Genomic DNA, 12,076 nt, shown 5'->3' on the forward strand with positions numbered 1-12,076 from the left:
CCATCGACCGAGCCACCTACAAAGCGACCATCAGCATCAGCATGCTCACAATCGACCCTTGACGCCGCCCAGGCCGCCCTAACTGAACGGCGTTGCTACTAGCCTCGCTAGGCTGGCCAGTCCCGCTCACCCGAGTGAGGCGAGCGCCGCGTCCGCAGCACGGGCCATCTGTTCGTCGTGGCGGCCGGAGGCGCCCCGGAGCCGGGCGTAGCCCTCGACGGCGGCGAGGGCGAGCAGACCGGGGAGCAGGTCGGTGCTGCGCTCGGCCACCCAGCTGGTGCCGCGCGTCGCCATCCACCACAGGTCGGCCAGCCGCCCCGGCGGCGCCTCGACGGGCTCCGCCGCCGGGGCCGGACCGAGCGGCCGGCCCGCAGCGATGAGCAACTCGTGGAACCCACGGGCGATCAGGTGGTGGCCCTCGGCGCTGGGGTGGAGGCGGTCCACGCTCAACAGGTGCCGCTGCGCCGACCACGGCAGCTCGGCGATGTGCAGGTGGACCGCGCGGTGGCGGACGGAGAGGGCGTGCACCACCGTGTTCACCGCGCGCATCCGGCGCGCCAGCGGACGGGCGAGCGGCGGCGGGAGGCGCAGCAGTGCGCCCGGGTCCGGCAGACAGGCGGTGAGCAGGAGGGCGCCGCTGCGGGACAGCTCAGCGAGGGTGGCGTCCAGCTCCCGGGCGGTGCGGCCGACCTCGAACCCCGCCCGCAGGGTGTCGTTGCCCCCGACCACGACGGCCGCCACCCCCGGGCGCAGCTCCAGCGCGGCGGGCAGTTGCCCGGCGCGGAGGTCGGTGCTGAGCGCGCCGCTGCGCGCGAGGTTGGTGAACTCGACGCCCACCCCGGCCGGCGCCAACGACCGGGCGAGCAGGGCCGCCCAGCCCCGCCAGCCCTCGGCGACCGGGTCGCCGACGCCCTCGGTGAGCGAGTCGCCGAGCGCCACGAACCGCACCGGCCCGGCCTCCCGTTCCGGAACCGTCCCCCCGTCCTGGCCCGCCACCACCACCGTGCTCACTGCCCGCCTCCTGCTCCTCGTCCCCACATCCACCGGCACGGGAAGTCGGCCCGTCCGATGTCCCACTCCGCACGCTGCGCCGGCTGCCCGGGCGCGCGCGGCCCGTCATCGGTGCCGGGTCGTCGGTGGTGCCGTGCCGGGGAGGGGGGCCGGTCCCGCGCCGTGGGCGGCGAGGAAGGCGGCGACGGCGGCGGGCCAGCCGTACTGTTCGGCCTGGGCGCGGGCGGTACGGCGCCGGTCGGCCTCCGGGCGCGCGAGGAGTTCGCGGACGGCGTCCGCGAAGCCCGCGCCGGTGTCCTCGGCGGCGATCCCGGCCGGGCCGATCAGCCCGGGGAGCGCCGAGGAGCGGCTGACCGCCACCGGGGTGCCGCAGGCGAGCGCCTCCATCGCCGCGAGGCCGAAGGTCTCCACCGGGCCGGGCGCGAGCACCACGTCGGCGCAGCCGAGCAGCCGGGCCAGGGCGTCCCGCCCGCCGACGTGCCCGAGGAAGTGCACGGGCAGTCCGAGCCGCGCGGCCCGGGCGGCGAGCCGGGACCGGAGCGGTCCGGTGCCGGCCACCACCAGGACGGCCGGAAGCCGCCGCGCGCACAGCTCGGCGAGCGCGTCGACGGCCCGTTCGGGGTGCTTCTCGGGGGAGAGCCGCGAGCACAGCACCAGCAGTGCCTGCCCGGGGCGGGCGTACCGGGCCCGGTCGTCGGCCCGCTGCCCGGCCGTGGGCGGCCGCATCGCGCCGAGGTCCACGCCGAGCGGCGCCCGCGCCACGTTCCGTACGCCGAGGCGGCGGAATTCGGCGGCCGCCCAGTCCGTCGTGCAGACCACGGTGTCGTACGCCCGCGCGGTGCGCCCGTTGAGCCGGTCGGCGGCGGCGCCGGCGAGCGGGCCGGGCAGGCCCCAGGTGCGGAGCAGCCCGGCGGCGCTCTCGTGCGACACCATGACCGAGCGGACACCGTGCCGGCGGGCCCAGCCGCCGGTCCAGCGCAGGGTGGTGCGGTCGGAGACCTCCAGCCGGTCGGGCGCGAGCCGGGTCAGCTCGTGCGCGACCGCCTGCCGGTCGGTGAGCAGCCGGTAGCCGCCGCTGCCGGGCAGCACCGGCCCGGGGAGGGTGACGACCAGGCCCTGTTCGGTCTCCTCCTCCGACCGCCGCTCGCCGGGCACGACCAGCACCGGCACGTGCCCGGCCTCCCGGTAGCCGGCGCCGAGGTGGCGCAGGGCGGTGCGCAGCCCGCCGGAGACCGGGGTGACGAAGTTCGCCACCCGGACGATCCGCAGGGGGCGCCGGGGGCCGGTCATGCGGACAGTTCCTCCACCACCGGGGCCGCCACCGCGGGCGCGCCCGGCAGCACCGGGGCGTCGGAGGGCAGGACCGCGGCGCCGGCCGACAGCGCCGGGGCCACCGCCGCCGTGCCCCGGTGCTCGGCCAGGACCTCCGCGTAGTGCCGCAGCAGCAGGTCCCCGACCGCCTCCCAGGTGCGGGCGGTCACCTCCGCCCGTCCGGCGCGCCCGTAGACCGCCCGCAACCCGGGGTCGGCGGCGAGGGTCTCGACCGCCCGGGCCACGGCGGCACCGTCCCGGGGCGGCACGAGCAGCCCGGTCCGGTGGTGGGCGACCAGGTCCAGCGGTCCGCCGGCGGCCGGGCCGATCACCGGGACGCCGCTGGCCATCGCCTCCTGGATGGTCTGGCAGAAGGTCTCCAGCGGGCCGGTGTGCACGAACACGTCGAGCGTGGCGAAGCAGCGGGCGAGCTCCTCGCCGGTGCGGCGGCCGAGGAAGACCGCGCCGGGCATCGCGGCCTTCAGCCCGGGCGCGGACGGCCCGTCGCCGATGATCACCACCCGGACGCCGGGCAGCGCCGAGGCGGCGGCCAGCAGGTCGACCCGCTTCTCGGGCGCGAGCCGTCCGACGTACCCGACCAGCACCTCCCCGCCGGGGGCGAGCGCCCGGTGCAGCGCCTCGTCGCGGTGACGCGGGTGGAAGCGGACCGAGTCCACCCCGCGGGGCCAGAGCTGGACCCGGGGCACGCCGTGCGCGGTGAGGTCCTGCGCCGCCGGGGTGGACGGCGCGAGGGTGCGGGCGGCGGCCCGGTGGACGGCGCGGATCCGGTGCCAGGCGGCGGCCTCGCCGAGCCCGCGCCCGGCCCGGTAGGCGTGCGCGTAGCCGGCGAGGTCGGTCTGGTAGACGGCGACGGCGGGGACGCCGAGCCGGGCGGCGGCCTGCATGCCGCGGGCGCCGAGCACGAACGGGCTGGCCAGGTGGACCAGGTCGGGCCGGTGCCCGGCGAGGGCGGTGGTGAGCTGCCGGCTCGGCAGGGCGATCCGCACCTGCGGGTAGCCGGGCAGCGGGACGGAGGGGATCCGGACCACCGGCAGTTCCCGGGCGGGGCCGGCGCCGAAGGTGTGCGGCGGGCAGTCGGCGCCGCGCGCGGGTGCCGGGGTGATGACGAGCGGCTGGTGGCCCCGGCGGACCAGATGCTCGGCCGTCCGCAGCACGCTGTGGGCGACTCCGTTGACCTCGGGCGGAAAGGATTCGGTGACGATGACGACGCGCATGCCTGAGTTCTGTCCGGGCCCGGCGTGCGCGCGGCCAAAGGGATCTGTCGTACAAACGAACGGGGGTCGGCGATTTGCATCACCGACCCGCGTTCCCGCCCTCACCCCGCCGCGCGCGGCGGGCGCCCGGGCGCTCAGGCCGGGCCGGCCGCCGCCTCCTTGAGCTCCGCGTAGGGCGCGAGCTTGCGGATCGACTCGATGCTCTTGATGCAGTCGTCCCGGCTCTCCTGCGGATCACCGGTCACCACGACGGACCCGTTGCTGGCCTTGAGCCGGAACCGGTGCATGCCGCTCTCGTCGGTGTACAGCTCGAATTTGCCGGCCATGGAGTGTTCGCCTTTCGTTCGGGTTGCCCCCTCGAACGGCAACGTATGCACAAACCCCTTTGACTGCACGCCAGATGAGCCAGACGGGTCCCGTGCCGGTCGAAGCCGCCGTCCGGCTCGCGGCCATGGCCCGGGAGGAGCTCGGCCGGGTGGCGCTGGAACGGGGAGACGCGGACGTGGGACCGGGTCGGCCGTAGTCCGGACGTGCTGCCGCGCGCGAACCACGAGCCTTCGCCCCGGGAACTCCCGCGGAACCAGGAGCCCCCGCTGCACGATCCCCAGGTGTGTCGAATCGCCGGTGGCCGGGCCCGGTGCGGCCGGTCGTTGACGGGTGGTCGATAGCATGGCGCCGGTCGACGAGGGGGGATCGTGGTGGAGGCCGTGCGCGACGGGGCGGGCGAGGAGGCCCGCGAGGGGCTGGTGATCGCCGGCCGGTACCGGCTGGTCCGGCGGCTGGGCGCGGGTGGATTCGGTCAGGTCTGGCAGGCGACCGACACCACCCTGCACGTCGACGTCGCGGTGAAGCGGGTATGGCTGGAGCCCTCGATGACGCCCGCCCAGACCGGTGAGCGGCTGGCCCGGGCGCAGCGGGAGGCGCGCAGTGCCGCCCGGCTGCGGGACCATCCCCATGTCGTCGCCGTGCACGACGTGGTCGTGGCGGACGGCGTGCCGTGGATGGTGATGCAGCTGGTCTCCGGGAGCTCGCTGGCCGACCGGCTGGCGGCAGGCGGGCCGTTGGAGCCCGCGGAGGCCGCCCGGATCGGGTCCGCGATGCTGTCGGCGCTGGGCGCGGCGCACGCCGCGGGCATCGTGCACCGGGACGTGAAACCGGCCAACATCATGATCACCGGCGACGGCCAGGTGCTGCTGGCCGACTTCGGCATCGCCCTGCGGTCGGAGGAGACCGCGCTCACCGTGTCCGGCGCCGTCATCGGCTCGGTGGAGTACATGGCGCCCGAGCGCATCCGGGGCGAGGAGGACGGGCCGGCCGGGGACCTGTTCTCGCTCGGTGTCACGCTGTACCAGGCCGTCGAGGGGCGGTCGCCGTTCCAGCGCGGCACCCCGACGGCCTCCCTGTTGGCCGTGGTCTCGGACGAGGTGCCGCCGCCGAGCCGTGCGGGTGCGCTCGCGCCGGTGATCGCGGGCCTGATGGCCAAGAATCCGCAGCAGAGGCTCACGCTCGACGCGGCCGCCGCCCTGCTCGGGCGGACCGCTGCGGCGCCCGGCCCCGGGCCGCTGGATGCCGCCCCGGTTGCCGCTCCGGTACCGGTACCGGCCGCGGTGCCGGCTTCGGTTCCGGTTCCGGTTCCGGCTCCCGCCCAGGGGTGGGACGGCGGGTCCACGGGGGTCATCGACGCGTACGCCGGGCTCGCCACGTCCGTGTCCGTGCCCGCGCCGCCGGCCGCGTCCGCGCCTTCGGCACCGGTGGACGTCCCCGCAACCTCGGGATCGGCCGCCCCCGCGACCTCGGAGGCGGACGTCCCCGCACCGGCCGGCCGGGCGCGGTGGCCCTGGGTGGTGATCGCCGTGTCGCTCGTCGTCATCGTGGCCGGGGTCGCGGCCGCCATCGCCGTGCCGTACTTCTCCCCGGCCCGGGAGATCCGGGCAAAGCTCCTCCACAAGAGCGACCTGCCGGCCGGGTACGTGGAGAACGTCGGCGCCGGGGACATGGGCTACGGCCGTCCCGCCGCAGGCAGTTGGCCCTGCGAGGCCCGCAACCGCGAGGTGAAGTGGAAGCACACGTGGGATGACACCGCGGAGTTCTCCCGCAGCGGGTCGGGTGGTTCGGCGGTGAGCCACGAGTTCAACGAGGGGCTGAGGAAGGCCGACGACGCCACGATCGCCCGTTCGATGCAGGCGGTCCGGGACCAGATCGCCAACTGCGCGTCCTTCACCGCGGACATCAAGTTCGGCAGCGACTCGCAGAGCTGCGTGGTCACCATCAACGCCCTGCCGGCCCCGGCGATCGGCGGCGACGTGGTGGCCCGCCGGGAGACCTACACCTGCACGGAGAACGGCACCACCTACGCCCCCGCCGTCGTGGACAAGGTCACCACCGCCAAGGGCGGGTACCTGGTCGAGTTCTTCGCCTCGGACCGGTCGCCCTTCCCGCCGACCGGCGTGGCCGAGGACCTGATGAGGAAGGCCCTGGCGAAGCTCCCCTGAGTCCTTCTGAACACCTCTCCGCACACAGTGGTCATTTCGTAGCCGCGCCGACCGGTTCGGCGGCCGCCCCGCCCGCCGGCCGCAGCGCAGCCAGCCGGCGCAGGCAGGCCCGCCGCTGCACGACGGAGAGTCCGGCGACCGCGGCCCCGAGGCCCAGCCAGCCCGCAGGGCCGGCGGCCATCACGACGCCGGTGAGCAGGAGCGGGCCGGCGGACTTCTGGATCGACTGGGACATGCCGGCCACGCCCAGGTACGAGGCCCGGGCCCGGTCGGGGGCGAGCGAGACGGCCAGTTCCCAGGAGCTCACCGACCGCAGCAGCTCGGCCGCGGTGACCAGTGCCGCCGAGACCAGCAGGGCGGCCGAGGCGGACCAGGCCCCGCCGCCGGTGCCGAAGGCCAGGACCAGGCAGGCCGCCGGCATCGCCACCCCGTAGAGGCCGACCGCGGCCGCCGCCCGGTACGGTCCCTCCGCCCGTGCCGAGACCCACAGTTGGAGGACCACCACCAGGACGGTGTTGATCACCAGGAAGGCCGGCACGAAGGCGTGCGGCGCGGTGGTGTGGTTGATCAGCCAGAGCGGCAGCCCGACGTTGAGCACCGAGTCGTCCAGGTTCATCGGGATGTCCAGCAGGACGAAACGCAGGTAGCCGCCGTCCCGCCAGGGATTCGGCGCCGGCTCGGGCCCGCCGGTGCCCGGCCTGTGGGTGCCCGGCCCGTCGGCGCCCGGCCCGTCGGCCCGGGTGGTCGCCGGGGCGGTGTCGCGTGGCTCCCGGGTGCGTGCGACCAGGGCCGCGGTCACCGCGTAGGACAGGGCGTTGCCCAGGACGAGCGCCCGGTAGGCGTTCTCCGTCCCGACGGCCAGGCCGATCGCCGCGACCCCGGCGCCCAGCGCGTACCCGGCGTTGGCCGCGCTCCGGGTGAGCGCCTGGTAGGTGGACCGGCGCTCGCCCGTCGCACGGGTGGCGAAGAGCATCTCCAGCGTCTTGGCCGCCCGCTCGGCCAGGCAGGTGAGGGCCATCACCGGCAGCAGTGCGGCGAAGTCGTCGCAGACCAGGAGCAGGCCCATCGTGCCCAGCCGCAGCAGGTGGCTGCCGATCAGCAGTCCGCGGACCGGGAACCGTTCGGCCAGTCGGCCCGCCAGCGGCGACCCGGCGATGCCCGCCACCGCGGCGACGCCCAGCAGCAGGCCGACCTGCCGGACGTCCAGCCGGGTGACGAAGGTGAAGTAGAGCACCGAGGCCGCGGCCCACACGCCCGTGCCGGCCCGGTCCAGGAACTGGGCGAGCAGCATGATCCGCCCGTCCCGCCCGCCCGGTGGCCGGCGCAGCTGCGCCGCCAGCCCGTTCCCGTGGTGTCGCATGGCGTGGCCCTCCCCGTTCCGGTGGTCGGGGAGCAGCCTGCCGGACAATAATCTTGACGTCAAGATACTTGATGTCGACAGACCTCCGATGGGCCTCCGCCCGGCCTCCTCGCACCCCTAGCCTCGGCCCCCTCGCACCCCCGCCCCGGCCTCCTCACACCCCCCGCCTCGGCCTCCTCGCACCCCCCGCCCCGGCGCCCGAGCCGTCCCCGGCCGGTTGTCCGACCTCGCCGTTAGGGTGGGAAGCCCGCTGTCCCGCCGCCCCGGAAGGCCCCGCCCCGATGTACGCCCTGCATGCGCTCTGGCGAGCCGACGGCCGCCTCGCGGTGTGGGCGGAGGATGCGCGCGCGTACCTCACCGGGCGGCCGGCCGCCCGCCGGGCCGAGGGTGGTGCCCATCCGTACGCGTGCACCGCCGGGGAGGTGGCACAGCTGCTGGGGGCGATCGGGCCGGGCCTGGACTGGCTGGCCGGGCAGGGAGCCGAACGCTGGACCGGTCTGCTGCTGCCGACCCTCGGCGACCGGCCGGCCCCCTCGCCGGACCTCCCGGTCGGCGCCGCGCCGCGCGGGACCGCGCTGAGCCCCTGGCGGGTGCCGACCCTGCTGTTCGATCCCGCCGAGGCGGTCCAGCTGCTGGGGGCGCTGCACGACCCGCACCGGCCGGGAGCCACCGTCGAGCTGCCCGGCGGCGAGCCCGAACAGGCCGGCGAACCTGGCCGGCCCGGTGCGCCGAACAGGCCGAACGAGTCCGTCGAGCTCGGCTACGGGGCCTCGCTGCGCTGGCTGTCCGCCGTGCACGACCTCGCCTGGCGCCTGGTCGGGCGCGGGCTGCTGCTGCCCGTCGTCGAGGAGACGCGGCCGGGGGACTGGTACGCCCGCTGGCGGCCCGCCCCGGACGCCCCGGCCCGCCGCGAGCTGGCCGCCCTCGCCGCCGGCTGCCCGCCGGTCTGCCGCGCCGAACACCACCCGCCCGGCCGCCCGGGGGCGGACGGCGCCGAGACCGCCCCGCCCACCGGCACCGGCCTGGCGACCGACCTGCTCGACACCCTGGTCGACCGCGAGGCCCGGGCCGCCCTCGTCGACCTCGCGCCACCCGCCGAACCCTGGCTCGCCGCCCTCTGGTCCGCCGACGGACGGCTGACGGTGCCGCCGCCCGCCGACCTGCCCGGGCGGCTCGCCGCCTGGCAGGCCGCCCGGCCCGCCGACAGCCCCGTCCGCCTCAACCTGCGCCTCACCGAGCCGCTCGGCCACGACGCGGAGGTCCGGACCGACGCCGCGGCCGACTCCTGGCGGCTCGACCTGCTGGTCCAGGCCGCCGACCGCCCCTCCCTGGTCGTGCCCGCCGCCGACCTGTGGTCCGAGCAGGGCGGGTACCCCGCGCTCGCCCGGACCGTCGCCGACCCGGCGGCGGCCTGCCTGGCCGAGCTCGGCCGCGCCGCGCGCGTCCACCCGCCGCTGCGCACCCTCCTGCTGAGCCACCGCCCCACCGGCCTCGACCTGGACCGCGACGGCGCCCTGCGCTTCCTCCGGGAGGCCGCGCCCGTGCTCACCCGGGCCGGTTTCGGCGTGCTGCTCCCGGCCTGGTGGCAGCGGCGCCCCCGCCTCGGGCTGGCCCTCACCGCAGCCCCGGCGACCGCCCCCGGCGCGGTCGAGCGCGACGCCCGGATCGACCGGGACGCCCTGCTGGACTTCCAGTGGCAGCTGTCGCTCGGCGAACTCACCCTCACCGAGGAGGAGTTGGCCGAACTCGCGGCGGCCCAGCAGGGCCTGGTCCGGCTGCGCGGCCGCTGGGTCGAGGTGGACCAGGCCCAACTGGCCGCCGCCGTGCGGTTCCTGGCCCAGCGCGGACGCGGCACGATGGAGCCGGCCGAACTGCTCCGGCTGGCCGTGGACGACGGCGCCGCCGTGGACGGGCTGCCCGTCACCGCGGTCCACGCCACCGGCCCGATCGGCGACCTGCTGGCCGGCCGGCCCGGTCCCGCCGACCGGATCCCCGAGCTCCCCCACGGTTTCACCGGTGCCCTCCGCCTTTACCAGCGACGGGGGTTGGCCTGGCTGGACGCCCTCGGCCGGCTCGGCCTCGGTGCGGTGCTCGCCGACGACATGGGCCTCGGCAAGACCGTCCAGACCCTCGCCCTGCTCGCCCTGGAACAGGAACGCGGCGCGAGCGGGCCGGTCCTGCTGGTCTGCCCGATGTCGCTGGTCGGCAACTGGCAGCGGGAGGCGGCCCGGTTCGCCCCCGGACTGCGCGTGCACGTCCACCACGGCGCCGGCCGCGCCGCGCCCGACCCGGCCGCCGACCTGGTGATCACCACCTACGGGCTGGTGCAGCGGGACGTCACCGAACTGCGCCGGATCCGCTGGCGGCGGATCGTCGCGGACGAGGCCCAGCACATCAAGAACCCGGCGGCCCGGCAGTCCAGGGCGCTGCGGTCGCTGCGCTCGGGGCCGCGGATCGCGCTCACCGGCACGCCGGTGGAGAACCGGCTCGCCGAGCTGCACGCCGTCCTCGACTTCGCCAACCCGGGGCTGTTCGGCAGCGCGGAGTCCTTCCGGGAGCGCTTCTCGATCCCGGTCGAGCAGTCCGGCAACGCCGAGGTGGCGGCCCGGCTCCGGCGGCTGGCCGGCCCGTTCCTGCTGCGCCGGAGCAAGAGCGACCCGCTGGTCGCCCAGGACCTGCCCGCCAAACAGGAGTTCACGGTGCGCTGCAACCTCACCGCCGAACAGGCGGGCCTGTACCGGGCGGTGGTCGCCGACCTGCTGCAGCGGCTCCGCGGCATCCGCGGGGTGGAGCGCAAGGGGGCGGTGCTGGCGGCGATCGGCCGGCTCAAGCAGGTCTGCAACCACCCGGCCCAACTCCTCCACGACGGAACCGGGTTGGCCGGGCGGTCGGGCAAGGTGGAGCGGCTGGTGGAGCTGCTGGAGGAGGCCCTGGCCGAGGGCGACCGGGTGCTGGTCTTCACCCAGTACGCCGAGTTCGGCGGCATGCTGCAGCCCTACCTGCAGCGCCAGCTGGGCGAGGAGGTCGCGTACCTGCACGGCGGCGTGCCGAAGGCGCGGCGGGACGACCTGGTGGAGCGCTTCCAACGCCCGGACGGCCCAAGGGTGTTCCTGCTCTCGCTGCGGGCGGGCGGGACCGGCCTCAACCTCTCCGCCGCCAACCAGGTGATCCACCTCGACCGCTGGTGGAACCCGGCCGTCGAGGACCAGGCCACCGACCGGGCGCACCGGATCGGGCAGCGTCGCGACGTGCAGGTGCGGCGGCTGGTCTGCGTCGGCACCGTCGAGGAGCGGATCGACGGCCTGCTGGCGGCCAAGCGCGGCCTCGCCGACGCCGTGGTCGGCACCGGCGGCGAGCAGTGGCTGGCCGAACTGTCCACCGAGCGGTTGCGCGAGCTGCTCGCCCTGTCCGCCGACGCCATCGGAGAGTGACCCGCCCGATGCCCGCACCCGCCGACCGTCCGGCCCCCGCCGACCGCCCGGCCCCCGGTGACCGGCCGCTGGCCGACTGCCTCGACACCTTCTGGCAGGGGCGCATCCCCGCGCCGCCGGACGAGGCGGAGACCGCCGCGCCCGGTGCCCTCGACGCCCTCGGCCCGTCCGGCCTCACGGTCCGAGGGCGCCCCCTGGAGGCCGCCCTCGGACCGGCCTACCGGCGCTTCACCGGCACCGGCTGAGTCCCGCTCCGCCCGGGACCAGCTCCGCCCGGGACCAGCACCGCTCAAGACCCGTACCGCGCGGGACGCCGGTCAGCCGGCGGTGACCGGGTAGTGGTCGGAGAGGTCGTTGTAGGTGTAGCTCTTGCCCCAGCTGCTCACCGTCCACGGCGAGCTGTGGAAGCGGACCACCGTGTTGGTGTAGTTCGCCGGGCGTGCGTGGTCGGCACGGTAGAGGACGTAGTCGAGGTCCTCCAGCGGCTCGCCCGGGTAGCGGTACGCGGCGATCGAGTTGTCGACGGTGTCGAAGGAGTTGGTCCAGCCGTTGCGGGTGTCCGCCGGCGCGACGCCCGCGTTGGCCAGCAGCGCGGGGTACTCGGTGTCGTGCGAGTTGATGTTGAGGTCACCCGCGATCACCACCGGCTCGGCGGCCGGGATGTTCTTGCCGTCGATGAACGCCTTCATCGCCTTGAGCTGGGCCGCCCGGACCGCCGCCGGCTCGCCGGCCGAGCAGCCGGTGTCGGTGGACTGGAGGTGGGTGCCGACCACGTGGGTGCGCACGCCGTTGACGTCCAGCACGGCGTAGACGAAGCCCTTGTTCGACCACCAGTCCGCCCCGCAGGCGTCCTTGAAGACGTACTGCTCCTTGCGCAGGATCGGCCACTTGCTGAGCAGCGTGACCCCGCCGTCCTCCGGGGTGGTCGAGCTGTAGCTGCCGCTGGTGGCGTCCCAGCCGCTGGTCGAGCGGCCGACGACCGGCGTGTGGTACGGGTAGGCGGCGGAGGCCTGCGAGGTGAGCAGGTCGGAGGCGGCGTTGTCGAAGGCCTCCTGGAGCACGACGACGTCGTGGCCCTGGAAGACGTCCGCGCCGGCGATGGCCTTGGCCCGGTAGTCCTGGCCCCAGTTGGGGTACAGGTTCTTGCTCATCAGGAAGACGTTGTACGTCAGCACCTTGAGCGCGGGCACCGTGCCGGCCGGGGCGGCGGTGGCCGCCGAGGCGGCGGGGGCGCCG

10 protein-coding genes are annotated in these 12,076 nt (G+C 76.1%); 4 read left to right on the top strand and 6 right to left on the bottom strand.

The features are described 5' to 3' along the window. Positions 1 to 126: 126 nt before the first annotated feature. The 4 genes from ABZ885_RS26480 to ABZ885_RS26495 form a co-directional block, all read right to left on the bottom strand. Positions 127 to 1,011 (bottom strand): SGNH/GDSL hydrolase family protein, encoded by an 885-nt coding sequence (locus ABZ885_RS26480; RefSeq protein WP_360193454.1) that lies wholly within the window; start codon positions 1,009 to 1,011, stop codon positions 127 to 129. Positions 1,012 to 1,116: 105 nt separating this feature from the next. Then, the gene (locus tag ABZ885_RS26485; protein WP_360193457.1) at positions 1,117 to 2,301 is read right to left on the bottom strand and encodes a glycosyltransferase; all 1,185 of its coding nucleotides are present in this window, start codon (positions 2,299 to 2,301) and stop codon (positions 1,117 to 1,119) included. Continuing rightward, on the bottom strand, positions 2,298 to 3,557 hold the full coding sequence (locus ABZ885_RS26490) for a glycosyltransferase family 1 protein (protein ID WP_360193460.1): 1,260 nt from the start codon (positions 3,555 to 3,557) through the stop codon (positions 2,298 to 2,300). The genes ABZ885_RS26485 and ABZ885_RS26490 overlap by 4 nt, the downstream gene beginning before the upstream one ends. A 134-nt stretch (positions 3,558 to 3,691) precedes the next feature. Further along, positions 3,692 to 3,883 carry a DUF1508 domain-containing protein gene (locus ABZ885_RS26495; protein ID WP_360193463.1) on the bottom strand — a complete coding sequence of 64 codons (192 nt, stop codon included), beginning with the start codon at positions 3,881 to 3,883 and terminating at the stop codon, positions 3,692 to 3,694. A gap of 74 nt (positions 3,884 to 3,957) precedes the next feature. Between ABZ885_RS26495 and ABZ885_RS26500 the strand changes: the two genes are divergently transcribed. Further along, the gene (locus ABZ885_RS26500; RefSeq protein ID WP_360193466.1) at positions 3,958 to 4,080 is read left to right on the top strand and encodes a hypothetical protein; all 123 of its coding nucleotides are present in this window, start codon (positions 3,958 to 3,960) and stop codon (positions 4,078 to 4,080) included. A gap of 172 nt (positions 4,081 to 4,252) precedes the next feature. Then, positions 4,253 to 6,049: a serine/threonine-protein kinase gene (locus tag ABZ885_RS26505; RefSeq protein WP_360193469.1), complete on the top strand. Its 1,797-nt coding sequence runs from the start codon at positions 4,253 to 4,255 to the stop codon at positions 6,047 to 6,049. Positions 6,050 to 6,080: 31 nt separating this feature from the next. Here the strand turns inward: ABZ885_RS26505 and ABZ885_RS26510 are convergent, their stop codons facing one another. Beyond that, positions 6,081 to 7,409 (bottom strand): MFS transporter, encoded by a 1,329-nt coding sequence (locus ABZ885_RS26510; RefSeq protein WP_360193472.1) that lies wholly within the window; start codon positions 7,407 to 7,409, stop codon positions 6,081 to 6,083. 281 nt (positions 7,410 to 7,690) lie between these two features. On the opposite strand from ABZ885_RS26510, the gene ABZ885_RS26515 reads away from it, so the two are divergent. After that, positions 7,691 to 10,840 carry a DEAD/DEAH box helicase gene (locus ABZ885_RS26515; RefSeq protein WP_360193475.1) on the top strand — a complete coding sequence of 1,050 codons (3,150 nt, stop codon included), beginning with the start codon at positions 7,691 to 7,693 and terminating at the stop codon, positions 10,838 to 10,840. After that, positions 10,837 to 11,085, top strand: coding sequence for a hypothetical protein (locus ABZ885_RS26520; RefSeq protein WP_360193478.1), 249 nt, complete (start codon positions 10,837 to 10,839; stop codon positions 11,083 to 11,085). The genes ABZ885_RS26515 and ABZ885_RS26520 overlap by 4 nt, the downstream gene beginning before the upstream one ends. A gap of 72 nt (positions 11,086 to 11,157) precedes the next feature. On the opposite strand, the gene sph is transcribed toward ABZ885_RS26520, so the two are convergent. Beyond that, the coding region (sph, locus tag ABZ885_RS26525) for a sphingomyelin phosphodiesterase (protein ID WP_360193481.1) at positions 11,158 to 12,076 on the bottom strand (919 nt) is incomplete at its 5' end.

Source organism: Kitasatospora sp. NPDC047058, from assembly GCF_040643935.1.
Classification (GTDB): domain Bacteria; phylum Actinomycetota; class Actinomycetes; order Streptomycetales; family Streptomycetaceae; genus Kitasatospora.

Coding starts and splice junctions, on each gene's coding strand:
- ABZ885_RS26500 (WP_360193466.1), top strand. CDS start 3,958: ATGAGCCAGACGGGTCCCGTGCCGGTCGAAGCCGCCGTCCGGCTCGCG.
- ABZ885_RS26495 (WP_360193463.1), bottom strand. CDS start 3,883: ATGGCCGGCAAATTCGAGCTGTACACCGACGAGAGCGGCATGCACCGG.
- ABZ885_RS26515 (WP_360193475.1), top strand. CDS start 7,691: ATGTACGCCCTGCATGCGCTCTGGCGAGCCGACGGCCGCCTCGCGGTG.
- ABZ885_RS26510 (WP_360193472.1), bottom strand. CDS start 7,409: ATGCGACACCACGGGAACGGGCTGGCGGCGCAGCTGCGCCGGCCACCG.
- ABZ885_RS26490 (WP_360193460.1), bottom strand. CDS start 3,557: ATGCGCGTCGTCATCGTCACCGAATCCTTTCCGCCCGAGGTCAACGGA.
- ABZ885_RS26485 (WP_360193457.1), bottom strand. CDS start 2,301: ATGACCGGCCCCCGGCGCCCCCTGCGGATCGTCCGGGTGGCGAACTTC.